The following is a 16799-nucleotide window of genomic DNA, read 5'->3' as shown; positions in this document are numbered from 1 at the left end:
CATGGGGTAAGGCCGTGGCATGTTCAGCCCGGCAGGGCCCGCGTGACGCAGTCGTACGCGCAGGCCGTCCTCAACTCCGGGAGTACGCCGCACTATGGCCACGCGCCACGACATCCGCAACGTCGCCATCGTCGCCCACGTCGACCACGGGAAGACGACACTGGTCGACGCCATGCTGAAGCAGGCCGGTGCCTTCGCCGCGCACGCCGCCGAGTCGCTCGACGACCGCATGATGGACTCGAACGACCTGGAACGTGAGAAGGGCATCACGATCCTCGCCAAGAACACGGCGGTGAAGTACCACCCGAAGGACGGGGGGGACGTCATCACCATCAACATCATCGACACCCCTGGCCACGCCGACTTCGGTGGTGAGGTCGAGCGCGGTCTGTCGATGGTGGACGCCGTGGTTCTGCTCGTCGACGCCTCCGAGGGGCCGTTGCCGCAGACCCGTTTCGTGCTGCGCAAGGCGCTCCAGCAGCGCCTGCCGGTCATCCTCTGTATCAACAAGACCGACCGCCCGGACTCCCGGATCGACGAGGTCGTCAACGAGACGTACGACCTCTTCCTGGACCTGGACGCCGACGAGGAGCAGATCGAGTTCCCCATCGTCTACGCGTGTGCGCGTGACGGTGTCGCCTCGCTGACCAAGCCGGAGGACGGTACCGTCCCGGCCGACAGCAACAGCCTGGAGCCGTTCTTCTCCACGATCCTGTCGCACGTCCCGGCCCCGTCCTACGACGAGGCGGCCCCGCTCCAGGCGCACGTCACCAACCTGGACGCCGACAACTTCCTCGGCCGTATCGCGCTGCTCCGCGTCGAGCAGGGCGAGCTGCGCAAGGGCCAGACCGTCACGTGGATCAAGCGCGACGGCACGATGTCCAACGTCCGCATCACCGAGCTGATGATGACCGAGGCGCTCACCCGCAGGCCCGCTGAGATGGCCGGCCCGGGTGACATCTGTGCCGTCGCCGGTATCCCGGACATCATGATCGGCGAGACCCTCGCCGACCCCGAGAACCCGATCGCGCTGCCGCTCATCACGGTCGACGAGCCGGCGATCTCCATGACGATCGGTACGAACACCTCGCCGATGGTCGGCCGCGGCGCCACCGGCAAGGGCGCGGACAACAAGGCCGCCGTCAAGGACCGCAAGGTCACCGCCCGGCAGGTCAAGGACCGTCTCGACCGCGAGCTGATCGGTAACGTCTCGCTGCGGGTCCTCGACACCGAGCGTCCCGACGCCTGGGAGGTCCAGGGCCGTGGTGAGCTGGCGCTCGCCATCCTGGTCGAGCAGATGCGCCGTGAGGGCTTCGAGCTGACCATCGGCAAGCCGCAGGTCGTCACCCAGGTGATCGACGGCAAGGTCCACGAGCCCGTCGAGCGCATGACGATCGACGTGCCCGAGGAGCACATGGGCGCGGTCACGCAGCTCATGGGCGTCCGCAAGGGCCGGATGGACAACATGTCGAACCACGGCTCCGGCTGGGTCCGGCTGGAGTTTGTCGTCCCCTCCCGCGGTCTCATCGGCTTCCGGACCGAGTTCCTGACCGGTACGCGCGGCACGGGCATCGCCCACTCCATCCACGAGGGCCACGAGCCGTGGTTCGGCACCCTGACGACCCGTAACAACGGCTCGCTGGTCGCCGACCGCGCGGGTGCTGTCACCGCGTTCGCGATGACGAACCTCCAGGAGCGTGGTGTGCTGTTCACCGATCCCGGCACCGAGGTGTACGAGGGCATGATCGTCGGAGAGAACTCGCGCTCCGACGACATGGACGTGAACATCACCAAGGAGAAGAAGCTCACCAACATGCGCTCGGCCGCCGCCGACTCGTTCGAGGCGATCGTGCCGCCGCGCAAGCTCTCCCTGGAGCAGTCCCTGGAGTTCTGCCGCGACGACGAGTGCGTCGAGGTGACTCCGGAGGCCGTGCGTATCCGCAAGGTCGTGCTGGACCAGAAGGAGCGCGGTCGCACCGCGAGCCGCGCCAAGCACGGCTAGGACGGCCGGCAGGGCCAGTACGGGCGGGCGCGGCTGACGCCGGGCCTTCGTCGAACGCACCGGGTATGCCCGCTTCACGGCGGGGGTGCCCGGTGTCGTCGTTGGGGCATAGGGGGAAAACCCTTCAATTGGAGACGCGGGCTCTCACACGCGTGCCGCCCGCACTACCCTGCTGCTGGATGGGGATCGACCGGCGGTCGTGGGACATGTGTCTGTGCGCCCGCTGTGCCGTCGCCGGCCTACCGGCGGAGGGCCCGTGGGGCTTCGGCCGCCGAGAGACCCTGTCGCGGCAGTGCGCTGATGACGGGTCAGATGTCACTCCCCGCGTTCAAGGCCTGTGGGCGCCGCCCAAGGAAGCGCGTATGGCGGCCACGGCGTACGCAACTCATTTTCCGCTCCACCATGTCCGGAATGCGGACAGTTGTTTCCGATAGATGTGTAACAAGTCCGTTTCGCAGGGGTCTTTCGGCAAACTGTTTGTCCGGATTTTGGAAGAAGTATGTGGCAGGTGTGATCGAACCGAGACCTTGTGGGTGTGGTTCGGGTATGTCGCATGGCAGATAGTTAGGCGCGTAGAGCTCGGGTCAACGGGTCACGCACAGCAAACTGTGCGGACTCGCGAGCGTGGGGGGCATTGGCTTTCTCGGTACCGGCAACGGTGGCGGTGGTGTGTCGTCTGCTCTCTTTTTCGCGGTGAACCAATGGACTTATGAGGAGGAACCCATGCGCGGTGCCAGAAGCGCCAAGTGGGTCGCGATAGCTGCGGTTGTGGCACTGAGTGCGACCGCCTGCGGTGGTGGCAGTGACGACAACAAGAGCGACAGCGGCAGCAAGTCCGCGATCGACGCGAACGGTACGTTCACGGTCGAGTCCGGCGAGCCGGAGAACCCGCTGCAGCCGGCCAACACCATGGAGTCCTACGGCAGCATCGTGATCAACTCGTTGTTCACCGGCCTGGTGGACTACGACTCGAGCGGCAAGATCGTCTACATGAACGCCGAGTCGGTGGACACCAAGGACAGCAAGACCTTCACGGTCAAGCTCAAGTCCGGCTGGAAGTTCCACGACGGCACCCCGGTCACCGCCGAGTCCTACGTCAAGGCCTGGAACTGGGCCGCCGCGCCGGCGAACAAGCAGACCAACAGCTTCTGGTTCTCGGACATCAAGGGCTACGACGCGGTCGCCCCCGAGTCGGGCACCCCCAAGGCCACCGAGCTGTCCGGCCTGAAGGTCGTGGACGACACCACCTTCACCATCGAGCTGACCAAGGCGATCCCGTACTTCGTCTACAAGCTCGGCTACCAGGTCTTCTCCCCGCTGCCCGAGTCCTTCTACAAGGACCCCAAGGCCGCTGGTGAGAAGCCGGTCGGCAACGGTCCCTACCAGTTCGTCAGCTGGGACCACAAGAAGGCCATCACGGTCAAGAAGTACGCCGGGTACACGGGCTCGAACGCGGCGAAGAACGGCGGCGTGGTCTTCAAGAACTACTCCACCCCCGAGACGGCCTACGAGGACCTGAAGTCCGGCAACCTGGACGTCATCACCCAGGTCGCCCCGAAGGACCTGCCGGTCTACAAGCAGGACCTCGGCGACCGTGCCGTGGACCAGGCCTACTCGGCGATCCAGACCATCGCCCCGGCCTTCTACTCGAAGCAGTTCAAGAACATCAACCCGAAGGTCATCCAGGGCCTGTCGAGGGCGATCGACCGCGACACCATCACCAAGACCGTGCTCCAGGGCACCCGTGAGCCCGCCACCGGCTGGGTCGCGAAGGGTGTTCTCGGCTACGAGCCGGACGCCGCGGGTGACGCCACCAAGTACGACCCGGCCGCGGCCAAGGCGCTCATCAAGGAGGGCGGCGGCGTTCCGGGCAACGCCATCACCATCCAGTTCAACGCCGACGGCGGTCACAAGGAGTGGGTGGAGGCGGTCTGCAACTCGATCACCAACGCCACCGGTGTCAAGTGCTCCGGCGACTCGAAGCCCGACTTCCAGGCCGACCTCCAGGCCCGTAAGGCCAAGCAGGTCAAGTCCCTGTACCGCTCGGGCTGGGTGCTCGACTTCCCGATGAACGCCAACTTCATCCGGGACCTGTACGGCACCAAGTCGGACGGCAACCAGAGCGGCTTCTCCAACAAGACGATCGACACGGAGATCGCCGCCGCCGACAGCGCCGCCACGCTGGACGACTCGGTGAAGGCGTACCAGGAGATCGAGAAGCAGCTCCCGAACTACATGCCGAGCATTCCGCTCTGGTACTACAAGGTCAACGCGGGCTACTCGGAGAAGGTCTCGGGCGTCCAGTTCGGTCAGGACGGCGACCCCATCCTGACCGGCGTCCAGGTCAAGAAGAAGTAACCGAAGACAGCCCGTTGTCCGGGGCGCTCACATCGAGTCCCGGACAGCAGTGGCAGCGGTCGGGGGGCCCTTTCCACACGCATCGCGAAGCGGTGCGCGGGGGAAGGGCCCGTCTGCTGCCACTGTGACTTTTTTTGGAGGCATGATGGGGCGCTACGTCGCACGACGACTGCTCCAGATGATCCCGGTGTTCTTCGGAACGACCCTGCTGATCTTCCTGATGGTCTACGCCCTGCCCGGTGACCCCGTCCAAGGGCTGTTCGGCGACAAGGGCGGCAGCCCGCAGGTGATCGCCGCGCTGCGGCACGAGTACGGCCTGGATCAGAACATCTTTGTGCAGTACTTCAATTACATGAAGGGCATCATCCTGCACGCCGACTTCGGCACGCAGATAGCCAGCGGACGCCCCGTCACCGACGTGCTCGGCGACGCTTTCCCGGTGACCCTGCGCCTGGGTGGTTTCGCCTTCGCCATCGAGATCGTCGTCGGGATCAGCCTCGGTGTCTTCGCCGGCCTGCACGCCGGACGCGCCGCCGACACCGCGGTGCTGCTGATCACCCTGCTGCTGATCTCGGTCCCGGTGTTCGTCCTCGGCTTCATCCTCAAGTGGATCTTCGCCGACGAACTCCAGTGGCTGGAGCCGAATGTCAACGACGCCACGAACTATGGTCAGTTGCTGATGCCGGCGATTGTGCTGGCCACGGCGTCACTCGCCTACGTCTCCCGGCTGACCCGTACGTCGATCGCCGAGAACATGCGCGCCGACTACGTCCGTACGGCCATCGCCAAGGGCCTGCCCCGGCGCCGCGTGGTGACCGTCCACCTGATGCGCAACTCGATGATCCCCGTGGTCACCTACCTGGGCACGGACATCGGCGGCCTGCTCGGCGGTGCCGTCATCACCGAGGGCATCTTCAACATCCAGGGCATCGGCGGCACGATCTACCAGTCGCTCGTCCGCCGGGAAGGCACCACCCTCGTGGGTCTGGTGACCATCCTGGTGCTCGTCTACCTCGTCGCCAGCCTCCTTGTCGACCTGCTTTACGCGGTCCTTGACCCGAGGATTCGCTATGCCTGACCTGACCAAAACCGATGTCGCCGCACCGGACGACCTGAGCGCGCCCGCCCCCGAACCGCAGCCAATCAAGGCCGAGAAGGCCCGCAGTCTGTGGGGCGACGCCTGGCAGGACCTGCGGCGCAACAAGATCTTCATCGTCTCGTCGGTGCTGATCCTGTTCCTGCTGACGATCACGTTCTTCCCCGGCCTGTTCACCAGCGCCGACCCGGCCTACGGCGACCTGGCCAAGCACTACCTGCAGAAGCCACAGCTCGGAAAGGTCTTCTCGCCCGAGTGGCTGGGCTACGACCAGCAGGGCCGCAGCGTCTACGCCCGGCTCATCTACGGTGCCCGGGCCTCCATAGCGGTCGGCTTCGGCACCACGGTCCTCGTCACGGTCGTGGGCGGTCTGGTCGGCATGATCGCCGGCTACTTCGGCGGCATCATCGACTCGATCCTGTCCCGGCTCGTGGACGTGTTCTTCGGTATCCCGTTCCTGCTGGGAACCATGGTCGTCCTCAACTCCTTCCCGGACCGCACGGCGTGGGTCGTCATCGGCGCCCTGGGCTTCTTCGGCTGGACCCAGCTGGCCCGCGTCATGCGCGGCGCGGTGATCACCACCAAGCAGTCCGACTACGTCCAGGCGGCGAAGGCGCTGGGTGCCAGTACCCCGCGCATCCTGTTCCGGCACATCCTGCCCAACACCCTGGCCCCGGTGATCGTCGTCGCGACCATCTCGCTCGGCGTCTACATCGGCGCGGAGGCCACCCTGTCCTTCCTGGGCCTCGGCCTGAACGGCGTCTCCTGGGGCAACGACATCTCGGACGGCGGCGCCCAGATCCGGGTGGCCCAGTGGATCATGCTCTACCCGTCGATCATGCTCACCATCACGGTGCTGGCATTCATCATGCTCGGCGAAGCGGTCCGCAACGCCCTTGACCCGAAGACACGCTGAGGGAGGCGTACATGACCACCATCGAAGAAGTCGCTCCGGTACCGGGGCCCCGTGACGGCGAGAACGCCGCCCTGCTCGAAGTGCGTGACCTGCACGTCGAGTTCGTCACCCGTGAGGGAGTCGTACGAGCCGTCAACGGTGTCAACTACAACGTGCACGCGGGCGAGACGCTCGCCGTGCTCGGTGAGTCCGGCTCCGGCAAGTCGGTGACCGCACAGGCGATCATGGGCATCCTCGACATGCCGCCGGCGAGGATCCCCCAGGGGGAGATCCTCTTCCAGGGGCAGGACATGCTCAAGATGTCCGCCGAGGCGCGCCGCCGCATCCGCGGTCAGCGCATCGCCATGATCTTCCAGGACGCGCTCAGCTCGCTCAACCCGGTGCTCAGCGTCGGTTACCAGCTGGGCGAGATGTTCCGCGTCCACCACGGCATGTCCAAGAAGGACGCCAAGGTCAAGGCGATCGAGCTGATGGACCGGGTGAAGATCCCGGCCGCCGCCGCCCGTGTGAACGACTACGCGCACCAGTTCTCCGGGGGCATGCGCCAGCGCATCATGATCGCCATGGCGCTGGCCCTGGAGCCGGATCTGATCATCGCGGACGAGCCCACCACGGCCCTCGACGTGACGGTCCAGGCACAGGTCATGGACCTGCTCGCCGACCTGCAGCGCGAGTACAACATGGGTCTCATCCTGATCACCCACGACCTGGGCGTGGTCGCCGACGTCGCGGACAAGATCGCGGTGATGTACGCGGGCCGGATCGTGGAGCGTGCCCCGGTCCACGAGCTGTACAAGCGTCCGGCGCACCCGTACACCCGCGGCCTGCTGGACTCGATCCCGCGCCTGGACCAGAAGGGCCAGGAGCTGTACGCGATCAAGGGGCTGCCGCCCAACCTGCTGCGCGTTCCGGCCGGTTGCGCCTTCAACCCGCGCTGTCCCAAGGCCGAGGACATCTGCCGTACGCAGGTCCCGGACCTGCTGCAGGTCACCGAGCGGGACGGCACCGAGCTGGCCGGCCGCGGTTCGGCGTGCCACTTCTGGAAGGAGACGATCCATGGCTGAGCTCAGCAAGAACGAGGAGCCGCAGGACGTCACGCCGAACGTCTCCGAGGTCGAGGTGGTCGACGCCCGGTCCGGCGAGGAGTCGGTCGCCGCGATCGAGGCGCCCGTCGAGCGGGGCGAGCCGATCCTCCAGGTGCGCAACCTGGTGAAGCACTTCCCGCTCACCATGGGTGTGCTGTTCAAGAAGCAGGTCGGCGCCGTCAAGGCGGTCGACGGCATCTCCTTCGACCTGTACCAGGGCGAGACCCTGGGCATCGTGGGTGAGTCCGGCTGTGGCAAGTCCACCGTGGCCAAGCTCCTGATGAACCTGGAGCGGGCGACGGCCGGCGAGGTCTTCTACAAGGGCCAGGACATCACCAAGCTGTCCGGGCGCGCGCTGAAGGCCGTACGCCGCAACATCCAGATGGTCTTCCAGGACCCGTACACCTCGCTCAACCCGCGTATGACGGTCGGCGACATCATCGGGGAGCCCTTCGACATCCACCCCGAGGTGGCCCCCAAGGGCGACCGGCGCCGCAAGGTGCAGGAGCTGCTGGACGTCGTCGGTCTCAACCCGGAGTACATCAACCGGTACCCGCACCAGTTCTCCGGCGGTCAGCGTCAGCGCATCGGCATCGCGCGCGGTCTGGCTCTCAACCCGGAGATCATCATCTGCGACGAGCCGGTGTCGGCCCTCGACGTGTCCGTCCAGGCGCAGGTCATCAACCTGATGGAGCGACTGCAGGACGAGTTCAACCTCTCCTACATCTTCATCGCGCACGACCTGTCGATCGTCCGGCACATCTCGGACCGCGTCGGGGTCATGTACCTCGGCAAGATGGCCGAGATCGGCACCGACGAGCAGATCTACGACCATCCGACGCACCCCTACACCCAGGCGCTGCTGTCGGCGGTCCCGGTGCCGGACCCGGAGGTCCGTGAGAGCCGTGAGCGGATCATCCTGACCGGCGACGTGCCGTCCCCGGCCAACCCGCCGTCCGGCTGCAGCTTCCGGACCCGCTGCTGGAAGGCGCAGGACAAGTGCGCCGAGGAGACGCCGCTGCTGGCGGTCCCCGAGCGCTTCAGGGGCTCGGACTCCGAGGCCGCCCACGAGTCGGCGTGCCACTTCGCCGAGGAGAAGGACGTCGTCCACGCGGCCTGACGTCCCGCTGGTCTCCGCCGGTTCCCGGCACCCCCCGTGGGTGCCGGGAACCGGCTTTTCACCATGGGCCGCCGCTGTCCCGCGCGACCCACCGGTCAGTGCCCCGTCACACCGTCGGTCAGTTCGCGGACGATGTCGATGTGGCCGTTGTGGCGGGCGGTCTCCTCGATCAGGTGGAGGATCACCCAGCGGAGGTTCACCTGGCGGCCGTCGCGGATGGGCTTGCCGGCCCTGTCTTCGAGGTCGTGGGTCGCGACCAACTCCCGGTAGCGGGCGCTCTGTTCCTCGTACTCGGCGAGGAGCTGAGCGAGCGGGGTCTCCACGGCCAGCCGCATCTCCGGGTCCGGGTCGTCGTCGGTGGCGTCGACGAGCGGGCCGACGAGCTCCTCGTCCAGGAAGATCACCTGGAACCACCAGAACTCGACCCACCGCAGGTGGCTGATCAGCCCGCACAGGGTCATCAACGGCGATCCCGGCAGCGGCGCCTTCACGGCGTCCTCGGGGGAGACGCCCTCACACTTGGCGACGGCGGTGGCACGTACGTAGTCGAGGAAGGTGGACAACTGAGTGCGCTCGTCCCACGCGGGGGGCGTATCGGTTCGTGTCATCGACGGTGAGCATCCCGGATCGGCGGTCGACTGTCGAACGAATAAGCCGCCTTCCGGTGCGGCCGTGACGGGCCCGTCGGTCGTGTCACGCCGGAGGGGCAGGCGATCACGTGCGGCGGACTCCGCCATCCGCCATCCGCGACCTGGCTCGCGACGATCTCCGGAGAGACCGCGATCCGCGAGGCGCCCGGCTGAGGCGAGTCGAACCCCCGGTCCGGCGGAGCCACCGGTCACCGGCCCGCGGACTCCGGCGCCCTGATCGGCCGCACCATCAGGCGGGAGTCCATCGTGCCGTCGTTCACGACGTCAGCGGGCGGCTCCCGCTCGTGCCCAGTGGCACGCCACCCGTTCCCCGCTGCCACCGCCCAGCACCCCCGGATCCCGGTTCCGGCAGTCGTCCGCGACGCCCGCGCGTTCCGCCTCCCCGTTCGCCAGGATCTGACAGCGGACATGGAAGCGGCAGCCGGTGGGGACACGGGAGGGGTCGGGGGGTTCGCCGGTGAGTACCACCGGGTCGCCCGGCGCCTCCGGGAGGACCGACAACAGAGCCTGGGTGTACGGGTGCTGAGGCGCCGAGAGGACCTGTTCCACGTCCCCCGTCTCCACGATCCGGCCCAGGTACATCACCGCGACCCGGTCGGCGATGTTCCACGCCAGTCCCAGATCGTGGGTCACCACCAGGGCGGACAGGCCCAGTTCGGCCCGCAGGCGCAGCAGCAGGGCCAGGATCTCGCCGCGCACGGAGGCGTCCAGCGAGGCCACCGGCTCGTCGGCGACGATGAGTTCGGGCTCCAGGACCAGGGCACCGGCGATGACCACACGCTGGCGCTGGCCTCCGGACAACTCGTGCGGGTAACTGAGGAAGAAGCGCTCGGGTGGTCGCAGTCCCGCCCGGGACAGGGCGCCCGCGACCGCCGCCCGCTCGTCTCCGGCGTATCCGTGGATGCGCAGCCCCTCGGCCACGGCGTCGTACACCGTGTGCCGCGGGTTCAGTGATCCGGTCGGGTCCTGCAGCACCAGCTGGACGCGTCCGCGGTACGCCTTCAGGGCCCGCGAGGAGTAGTCGAGCGGCTTCCCGCCGAAGCTGACGCGTCCCGCGGTCGGCCGTACCAGGCCGAGGAGCGAGCGGGCCAGCGTCGTCTTGCCGCAGCCGGACTCACCGACCAGCGCGATGATCTCGCCCGGCCGGATGTCGAGGTCGACACCGTCGACGGCACGGGCGGTCGGAGCGCCGTGCCGGCCGGGGAAGGCGACGTGGAGGCCCTCGGCCGCCAGCAGCGGCGGGGTGGCGTCCGGGGCGGCGGAGGCCGGCGCGTGCCGGTCCGCGGTCAGGGGCCGCTGGTCCTCGGTCACGGCGCGTCGCTCCTCATGTCTTCCCCCTGGGGTGTCTCTCCGCGGGCACCCGCCACATGCACGCACGCGGCCCGTCTGCCCGGGCTCGCCTCCCGCAACTCCTGGTCCTGTACGGCGCAGGACTCCAGCGCCACCGGGCAGCGCGGGTGGAAGGCGCAGCCGGAAGGCAGCGCGGCCGGATCCGGCGGATCGCCCGGCAGGCCGCGCGGCGCGAACCGCGACGCAGGGTCGCCGATGCGGGGGAACGCCGCCGACAGGGCCGCCGCGTACGGGTGCCGGGCGCCCGTGGGCACCTCCCGGGCCGGGCCCTCCTCGACCACCCGGCCCGCGTACATCACGGCAAGGCGGTCGCAGGTGTCGGCGAGGACCGCCAGGTCATGACTGATCATGATCAGGCCCAGGTCCTGCTCGGTGACGAGCTGTTCGATCAACCGCAGGATCTGCGCCTGGATCATCACGTCCAGGGCCGTCGTGGGCTCGTCGGCGATGATCAACTGAGGGTCGCAGGCCAGCGCCATGGCGATCATGACGCGCTGGCGCTGGCCGCCGGAGAGTTCGTGCGGATACGCCGAGGCCCGCGCCGCCGGCAGACCCACGTGCTCCAGCAGTTCACCCGCCCTCCTCCGGGCCGCGGCCGTGGTCGCCCCGCGGTGCAGCAGGATCGGCTCCGCGATCTGGTCGCCCACGCGGTGCACGGCGTTGAGCGAGTGCATCGCCCCCTGGAAGACGATGGAGGCGCCTGCCCAGCGGACCGCCCTCACCCGCCCCCACCGCATCGTCAGGATGTCCTCGCCGTCCAGCAGGATCTCCCCGCCGATCCGGGTCCCGGCCGGCAGCAGCCTGAGCAGCGCGAGCGCCAGCGTCGTCTTGCCGCAGCCCGACTCGCCCGCGATGCCGAGCTTCTGGCCGGCCGCCAGCGACAGGTCCACCCCGCGTACGGCGGCCGCCCCGCCCGTGTAGGTCACACTGAGGTCCCGCACCTCCAGGAGCGTCAACGGGCCACCCCCAGCCTGGGGTTGAGTACGGACTCCACCGCGCGCCCGCACAGCGTGAACGCCAGCGCGACCACGGCGATCGCGATGCCCGGCGGCACCAGGTACCACCAGTCGCCGGAGCTGACCGCGCCCGCCTCGCGTGCCTCCTGGAGCAGGCCGCCCCAGGACACGACCGTCGGATCGCCGAGCCCGAGGAAGGCAAGGGTCGCCTCGGCGAGGATGGAGGAGGAGATGATCAGGGTGGCCTGTGCCAGCACCAAGGGCATCACGTTGGGCAGCACATGCCGGGACATGACGTGCCGGTGTCCGCCGCCGAGAGCCTTGGCGCGTTCGATGTACGGCCGTGACTCCACCGCCAGCGTCTGCGCCCGCACCAGCCGGGCCGTGGTCGGCCAGGACGTCACGCCGATCGCCAGCACGATCGTGCCCAGCGAGCGGGACATGACGGTGGCCAGCGCGATGGCGAGCACCAGCGTCGGCATCACCAGGAACCAGTCCGTGACCCGCATCAGCACGGTGGCGTACCACCCACGGAAGTGCCCGGCGGTGATCCCGACCAGAGTGCCGATCACCACCGAGAGCAGAGCCGCGAGCAGCCCGATGAGCAGCGAGACCCGCGTGCCCCAGACCAGCAGACCCAGCAGATCGCGTCCGAACCGGTCGGTGCCCAGCGGGAATGCACCGCTCGGACTCTCCATCGGCTGTCCCGGCGCCTGAGTCACGCTCGCGACGTCCGAGCCGACCGTCAGCGGCGCGGTCAGCGCGGCCAGCGCGAAGAGAGCGAGCAGGGCGAGGCCCAGGAGGCCGGCGCGGTGATCGCGGTACCGCTGCCAGAACCGGACGACGGAGGCGCGGCGCCGCTGCCGGGCGAGCTGCCGCGGACCGGCCGGAGCCCGCGCCGCCGGGGGAGTCGTTTCGGCGGTCATCGGCCCACCCTGGGATCGAGGAGCGGATAGAGCAGGTCGGCCAGCGTGTTCATCACGATCACCGCAGCGGCGAAGACGAAGAACAACCCCTGTACCAACGGGAGGTCGGGCACGCTCAGCGCCTGGTAGAAGAGGCCGCCGAGCCCCGGCCAGGAGAAGACGGTCTCGACGAGGATCACTCCCGCGACGGTCCGGCCGAGGTTGACGAAGATCAGCGTCATGGTCGGCAGCATGGCGTTCGGCACGGCATGCCGGCGCCGGACCAGGTCGTCCCTGAGGCCCTTGGCACGGGCGGTCGTCAGATAGTCGCCGCCCATCTCGTCGAGCAGCGCCGAGCGCGTGACGAGCAGGGTCTGCCCGTACTCGACCGCGACCAGCGTCACCACCGGCAGGGCGAGATGGTGGGCGACATCGAGGACGTACGCGAAGCCGGTCTCACCACCCGACTCCATGCCGCCGGTCGGGAAGAGTCCGGGGATCGGGCCGATGCCCACCGAGAAGACGATGATGAGCAGCAGCCCGAGCCAGAACGACGGAATCGAGTAGAGGGCGAGCGCCAGACCGGTGTTGAACCGGTCGCCCGGTCCGCCGCTCCGCCACGCCGCGCGGGTGCCCAGCAGGACGCCGAGCGCCGTGTACAGGACGAACGCGGTGACGGTGAGGAGCAGTGTGTTCGGAAGCGCCTCGGTGATCTTGTCGATGACCGGTGCCCGGAACTGGTACGACGTGCCGAGGTCGCCGGTGAGGGCCTTGCCGCAGTAGTCCGTGAACTGCTGCCACAGCGGCAGATCGAGGCCGAACTCCCTCCGGTAGGAGGCCAGTTGAGCGGCCGACACCTGACGGCCGCCCGTCATGGTCTTGACCGGGTCGCCGGGGATCAGCCGGAAGAGGAAGAAACTGGTGACGAGGACGGCGAGCAGGGAGACGACGGCGCCGCCCAGCTTGCCCGCCCCGTACCGCAGATAGGCGGCCCGGTCGCGGCGGGGACCGCGGTCCGACGGGGCGGCGGAGGCCGCCCCGTCGGACTTCGCGACCGGCGCCGATACTCCGTCAGCGGTCATCAACAGCCTTTCGGCGCGAGGTCGTTCATCGGCTACTCGCGATCCTCTGCACCGGCCCGGCGGCGCACCACGAAGAACACCACGGCGCCGAGGACGACCACGAGGGCGCCGACGGTGCCCGCGATCACGCCCGTCGAGCTGGAGCCGCCGGACGAGCTGTCGCCGGAGGCGGGAACCGCCGACCACCAGCTCCAGTAGCCGTCCTGGCCGTAGATGTTGCCCGCCTTCTCCGGCATGGTGGTGATCGACTTGATCTGGTCCGTGCGGTAGGCCTCGACCGCGTTCGGGTACGCCATGACGTTCATGTACCCGAGGTCGTACAGCCGTGACTCCATCTGCTTGACGATGTTCGCCCGTTCGGCCGGGTCGTACTCGGCGAGCTGCCGTGCGTAGAGGCCGTCGTACTTCTTGTCGCAGATGAAGTTGTCGGTCGCGCCCACGTCCTTGGGCGTGGCGGGCAGGGCCCCGCAGGTGTGGATCGACAGGACGAAGTCCGGGTCGGGGTTGACGGACCAGCCGTCGAAGGCGAGGTCGTAGGTGCCCGCGAGCCAGGGATCGCTCACGTTGTCCAGGCAGTCGAGCGTCACCCCGATGCCGAGGTCGCCCCACCACTCCTGGAGGTACTGGCCGACGGCCTTGTCGTTGGGGTCGGTGGCGTGACACAGGATGCGATAGGTGATCGGCTTGCCGTCCTTGCCGACCCGTTTGCCGTCGCCGTTCTTCCGGTAGCCGGCCTCGTCGAGGAGTCGGCCCGCCTTCGCGGGGTCGTAGACGAGTTTCTGGCTTGCCGACGGTTTCCAGAAATACGTCGAGAAGCGCGGCGGGATGTAGCCCTCGCCCTCGACCGCGTGGCCCTGGAAGACCCTGTCGATGAGGGTCGTACGGTCCACGGCCGTGAACAGCGCGTGCCGTACCCGCTCGTCGAGCAGCGAGGGGTCTCCGTCACCGAACTTCTGGCCGTTCGCGGCCTTCGCGCCCGGGTTGACAGCCAGGGCGTAGAAGCGGCGGCCGGGTGCTTCGTTGACGTGGATGTTCTTCACGCCCTTGAGGGACCTGGCCTGAGCGGGCGTCAGGGCGGGGGCCCCGGCGACGAAGGAGACCTCGCCCTTGCGCAGGGCGGCGACGGCGGCGTCCTGGTCCTTGTAGTACCGGAAGACCAGCTCGTCGAATTTCGGGGCTCCGCGCCAGAAGCTCTTGTTGGCCTTGAGGCGGACGTAGCTGTCGGCCTTGTAGTCGGTGAGGACGAACGGCCCGTTGCCGACGACGGGGAAGCTCTTGTCGTTGTTGAACTTGGAGAAGTCACCGACCTTCTCCCAGACGTGCTTGGGCACGATCGGCACGTCGAGGGCGGCCATCGTGGCCTGCGGCTTCTTCAGCCGGATGACGAGCTGGGTCGGGCTCGGAGCCGTCACCTTCTCGAAGTTGCCGACATAGCTGCCGTTCGAGGTGGCGGCCCCCTCGTCGGTCATCATCTTGTTGAACGTCCACGCCGCGTCCTCGGCGGTGGTCCGCTGTCCGTCCGACCACTTGGAGTCGGAGCGGATCGTGTACGTCCAGGTGAGTTTGTCGGCGGACGATGTCCACTTGGTGGCGAGCCCCGGAATCGGGTGGGCGTCCTTGGGGTCGTAGTTGGTCAGGAACTCGTACATCAGCCGGTGGATGCTGGTGCTGACCAGCCTGGACGCCAGGAACGGGCTCAGGGAGTCGACGCTCTGGGCGACGGCGACGGTGAGGACCTTGTCGCCCTCCGCCGCCGACGCGTGCTGGGGAGCGAGGCCGAGCGGAGCGGAGACGGCGGCCGAGAGCGCCAGGGTGGTGGCGAGGAGCCGGAGCCGACCGCTCCTCGGGCTTCTGTTCCCTCTGCTACGCCGGACGTGAGCATTCATAGAACCTGGCCTCGTGTCATCGCTCGCACAGGGACGGCTGAGTGGGGGGTGCCGGGCCCGGCTCGACCGATTGGGGCCAAGTGGGGTTGATCAGGTGTCTATCAGTGGTGCTCTGTGCCGTCAACGGTGCCTCCACCGTGTCTGGCCTGCGGAAATGCCAAGTTGACCTGGCAGTGGGACCGCTATTGGTTCACACCGGTGACGCCTCCCTGGTGGGAGCCCGGTGGCCTCGCCCTACTGACTTCACGGTCAGGCCCGGAACGTTCTTACCCACATCGTGTATCCCTACATCGACCCGTAGGTCCGGCTCTCCCAGGAAGAACGAACCACCGTGACCACACTGACCAAGCCCGAGGGCGCACCGGCCCCGACCGGTCCGGACAGCTTCCTCTCGGTCCGCGATCTCAAGGTGCGGTTCTCCACGGAGGACGGCATCGTCAAGGCGGTCGACGGGCTCTCCTTCGACGTCGAGCGCGGCAAGACCCTTGGCATCGTGGGCGAGTCCGGATCGGGCAAGTCCGTCACGAACCTGACGATCCTCGGTCTGCACAACCCGATGAGCACGACCGTCGACGGTGAGATCGTCCTCGACGGCAAGGAGCTCGTCACCGCCACGGAGAAGGAGCTGGAGCAGCTCCGCGGCAACAAGATGGCGATGATCTTCCAGGACCCGCTGACCGCGCTCTCCCCGTACTACACGGTGGGCCGCCAGCTGTCCGAGCCGTACATGAAGCACCGCGGGGCCTCCAGGAAGGAGGCCAAGGACCGTGCGGTCCAGATGCTGGAGAAGGTCGGCATCCCGCAGCCCAAGACACGCTTCGACGACTATCCGCACCAGTTCTCCGGCGGTATGCGCCAGCGCGCGATGATCGCCATGGCGCTGATGTGCGACCCCGACCTGCTGATCGCCGACGAGCCCACCACCGCGCTGGATGTGACGGTGCAGGCCCAGATCCTGGACCTGCTGGCGGACCTCCAGCAGGAGTTCGGCTCCGCGATCATCTTCATCACGCACGACCTCGGCGTCATCTCGAACATGGCCGACGACCTGCTGGTGATGTACGCGGGCCGGGCCGTGGAGCGCGGCAGCGTCAAGGAGGTCCTCCGCACACCGAAGCACCCGTACACCTGGGGCCTGCTCACCTCCATGCCGCGCCTGGACGGAGACATCAACGAGGCGCTGACGCCGATCCCCGGCTCGCCGCCCTCGCTGCTCAACCCGCCCTCGGGCTGCCCCTTCCACCCGCGCTGCGCCTTCACCGGCGAGGTGTCGGGCAGCCGCTGCACCGACGTACGGCCGTCGCTGGCGGACGGGCGCGCCTCCGCGTGCCATCTGTCGGCGGAGCAGAAGCAGACCATCTTCATCGACAAGATCCAGCCCCGGCTGCGCTAG

Annotated in this window: 13 protein-coding genes; 7 read left to right on the top strand and 6 right to left on the bottom strand. The window is 68.1% G+C overall.

Going from position 1 to position 16799, the window contains the following annotated elements; all coding sequences use genetic code 11:
* The first annotated feature begins 94 nt into the window (after window positions 1-94).
* From typA to ACW4TU_RS14720, 6 genes are all read left to right on the top strand, one after another.
* On the top strand, window positions 95-2002 hold the full coding sequence (typA, locus tag ACW4TU_RS14745; RefSeq protein ID WP_457428271.1) for a translational GTPase TypA: 1908 nt from the start codon (window positions 95-97) through the stop codon (window positions 2000-2002).
* Between the two features lie 723 nt (window positions 2003-2725).
* On the top strand, window positions 2726-4360 hold the full coding sequence (locus ACW4TU_RS14740; protein WP_457428270.1) for a peptide ABC transporter substrate-binding protein: 1635 nt from the start codon (window positions 2726-2728) through the stop codon (window positions 4358-4360).
* Between the two features lie 145 nt (window positions 4361-4505).
* Complete coding sequence (locus tag ACW4TU_RS14735; protein ID WP_457430102.1) at window positions 4506-5438, top strand: ABC transporter permease; 933 nt, start codon at window positions 4506-4508, stop codon at window positions 5436-5438.
* The gene (locus tag ACW4TU_RS14730; RefSeq protein ID WP_457428269.1) at window positions 5431-6372 is read left to right on the top strand and encodes an ABC transporter permease; all 942 of its coding nucleotides are present in this window, start codon (window positions 5431-5433) and stop codon (window positions 6370-6372) included. Before ACW4TU_RS14735 ends, ACW4TU_RS14730 begins: the two co-directional genes overlap by 8 nt.
* Before the next feature lie 11 nt (window positions 6373-6383).
* The gene (locus ACW4TU_RS14725; protein ID WP_457428268.1) at window positions 6384-7436 is read left to right on the top strand and encodes an ABC transporter ATP-binding protein; all 1053 of its coding nucleotides are present in this window, start codon (window positions 6384-6386) and stop codon (window positions 7434-7436) included.
* Window positions 7429-8577, top strand: coding sequence for an ABC transporter ATP-binding protein (locus tag ACW4TU_RS14720; RefSeq protein WP_457428267.1), 1149 nt, complete (start codon window positions 7429-7431; stop codon window positions 8575-8577). The genes ACW4TU_RS14725 and ACW4TU_RS14720 overlap by 8 nt, the downstream gene beginning before the upstream one ends.
* A gap of 95 nt (window positions 8578-8672) precedes the next feature.
* On the opposite strand, the gene ACW4TU_RS14715 is transcribed toward ACW4TU_RS14720, so the two are convergent.
* The 6 genes from ACW4TU_RS14715 to ACW4TU_RS14690 all read right to left on the bottom strand — a co-directional run bounded on the left by ACW4TU_RS14715 (window position 8673) and on the right by ACW4TU_RS14690 (window position 15406).
* A complete protein-coding gene (locus ACW4TU_RS14715) occupies window positions 8673-9185 on the bottom strand; it encodes a DinB family protein (protein ID WP_457428266.1) in 513 nt (170 codons plus the stop codon).
* A 306-nt stretch (window positions 9186-9491) separates the two neighbouring features.
* Window positions 9492-10517 carry an ABC transporter ATP-binding protein gene (locus tag ACW4TU_RS14710; RefSeq protein WP_457430100.1) on the bottom strand — a complete coding sequence of 342 codons (1026 nt, stop codon included), beginning with the start codon at window positions 10515-10517 and terminating at the stop codon, window positions 9492-9494.
* Between the two features lie 17 nt (window positions 10518-10534).
* Window positions 10535-11533, bottom strand: coding sequence for an ABC transporter ATP-binding protein (locus ACW4TU_RS14705; protein ID WP_457428265.1), 999 nt, complete (start codon window positions 11531-11533; stop codon window positions 10535-10537).
* Complete coding sequence (locus tag ACW4TU_RS14700; protein ID WP_457428264.1) at window positions 11530-12459, bottom strand: ABC transporter permease; 930 nt, start codon at window positions 12457-12459, stop codon at window positions 11530-11532. Before ACW4TU_RS14700 ends, ACW4TU_RS14705 begins: the two co-directional genes overlap by 4 nt.
* Window positions 12456-13520 carry an ABC transporter permease gene (locus ACW4TU_RS14695; RefSeq protein ID WP_457428263.1) on the bottom strand — a complete coding sequence of 355 codons (1065 nt, stop codon included), beginning with the start codon at window positions 13518-13520 and terminating at the stop codon, window positions 12456-12458. Before ACW4TU_RS14695 ends, ACW4TU_RS14700 begins: the two co-directional genes overlap by 4 nt.
* A gap of 32 nt (window positions 13521-13552) precedes the next feature.
* Window positions 13553-15406, bottom strand: coding sequence for an ABC transporter substrate-binding protein (locus tag ACW4TU_RS14690; protein WP_457428262.1), 1854 nt, complete (start codon window positions 15404-15406; stop codon window positions 13553-13555).
* Between the two features lie 331 nt (window positions 15407-15737).
* Here ACW4TU_RS14690 and ACW4TU_RS14685 point away from each other — a divergent pair, with 331 nt between their 5' ends.
* Window positions 15738-16799 carry an ABC transporter ATP-binding protein gene (locus tag ACW4TU_RS14685; protein ID WP_457428261.1) on the top strand — a complete coding sequence of 354 codons (1062 nt, stop codon included), beginning with the start codon at window positions 15738-15740 and terminating at the stop codon, window positions 16797-16799.

This window comes from Streptomyces kryoterrae (assembly GCF_054072135.1).
This window is presented reverse-complemented; position numbering and strand designations above follow the sequence as displayed.

Excerpts from the sequence above, each read along its gene's own strand:
- ACW4TU_RS14730 (WP_457428269.1), top strand. The coding sequence starts at position 5,431 with ATGCCTGACCTGACCAAAACCGATGTCGCCGCACCGGACGACCTGAGC.
- ACW4TU_RS14720 (WP_457428267.1), top strand. The coding sequence starts at position 7,429 with ATGGCTGAGCTCAGCAAGAACGAGGAGCCGCAGGACGTCACGCCGAAC.
- ACW4TU_RS14740 (WP_457428270.1), top strand. The coding sequence starts at position 2,726 with ATGCGCGGTGCCAGAAGCGCCAAGTGGGTCGCGATAGCTGCGGTTGTG.
- ACW4TU_RS14690 (WP_457428262.1), bottom strand. The coding sequence starts at position 15,406 with ATGAATGCTCACGTCCGGCGTAGCAGAGGGAACAGAAGCCCGAGGAGC.
- ACW4TU_RS14715 (WP_457428266.1), bottom strand. The coding sequence starts at position 9,185 with ATGACACGAACCGATACGCCCCCCGCGTGGGACGAGCGCACTCAGTTG.
- ACW4TU_RS14735 (WP_457430102.1), top strand. The coding sequence starts at position 4,506 with ATGGGGCGCTACGTCGCACGACGACTGCTCCAGATGATCCCGGTGTTC.
- ACW4TU_RS14725 (WP_457428268.1), top strand. The coding sequence starts at position 6,384 with ATGACCACCATCGAAGAAGTCGCTCCGGTACCGGGGCCCCGTGACGGC.
- ACW4TU_RS14700 (WP_457428264.1), bottom strand. The coding sequence starts at position 12,459 with ATGACCGCCGAAACGACTCCCCCGGCGGCGCGGGCTCCGGCCGGTCCG.
- typA (WP_457428271.1), top strand. The coding sequence starts at position 95 with ATGGCCACGCGCCACGACATCCGCAACGTCGCCATCGTCGCCCACGTC.
- ACW4TU_RS14695 (WP_457428263.1), bottom strand. The coding sequence starts at position 13,520 with ATGACCGCTGACGGAGTATCGGCGCCGGTCGCGAAGTCCGACGGGGCG.